Below are 974 nucleotides of genomic sequence, written 5' to 3'. Positions count from 1 at the left end.
GCCGCCGCGGCGGCCCGTACGCTGTCGACGCGCAACTGCTGTCCGAGTTCGGCGAGTTCGGCGGTGTCCATGGCTCTCCTTGCGCGAGATTCGTGGTCGTCGGTCGGTGGGCGTCCGTAAGGGCCACCCGGGATCGCCGGAGCGCGGGAACGGCCGGACCGAAACGCGCGGTCGACCCGCGAGGACGCCTCGGGCGGTGGGCTCGTGCGAGGTTTCCCGCGTATCCGGGGCCGGACCAACCAAACGCGGGGCCGCTCACCCGGGCGGAGCACACGGGGGGCCGACCGGGCTCGTGGAGGAGGCGCGGACGGCCGAGCAGGCCGGATTCCGGGCGCTGTGGATCTCCGGCCACTTCCACCCGTGGAACGACGTGCGGGGGCAGAGCCCCTTCGTGCGGTCGGTGATCGGCGCGCTCTCCGAGGCCGTGAGCCTGTCCATCGAGACCGCCGTGACCTGCCCGACCGTACGGATGCACCCGGCGGCCACCTGCGCGGTGCAGACCGAGCGCCGCTTCCGGCTGGGCCTCGGCCCCGGGCGAGGCATCGAACGAGCACATCCCCGGCGACCGCCGACCCCCGGCGCAGGTGCGCCCGGAGATGCTGGAGGCGGCGGTGCGAGTGATGCGCCGGCTGTTCACCGGCGAGGAGGTCGACCACCACGGCACGCACTCGACCGCGGAGAACGCCCGCCTCCGCACCGTGCCCGCAGAGCCGGTCCCGATCGACATCTCTGCTACGACGTGGTGTGCGGGGACGAGCCGGACGAACACGCCGCCGCCCTGCGCGCCTTCGCCGACGCCGGGTTCGACCGCGTGTACGTCGACCAGATCGGCCCCGCCCAGCAGGGCTTCTTCGACTTCTGCCGTACGAAGGTGCCGCCCCGGCCGGCCGAAGGATGACCGGGCCGGGAAGTGCCCCCCGGGTGGGGGACTCCCCGCGCCGGCTATCGGCTATCGGCGCGGGTCGTCCAGGTCA

At 73.9% G+C, this 974-nt stretch carries 1 pseudogene; it reads left to right on the top strand.

What is annotated here, in order from left to right:
• Positions 1-292: 292 nt before the first annotated feature.
• Positions 293-898 (top strand): annotated as a pseudogene (locus CCN72_RS30005) (LLM class flavin-dependent oxidoreductase).
• Positions 899-974: the final 76 nt, after the last annotated feature.

The sequence above is a fragment of the Streptomyces murinus genome (assembly GCF_002154555.1).
In the GTDB taxonomy this organism is placed as follows: Bacteria; Actinomycetota; Actinomycetes; order Streptomycetales; family Streptomycetaceae; genus Streptomyces; species Streptomyces murinus.
This window is presented reverse-complemented; position numbering and strand designations above follow the sequence as displayed.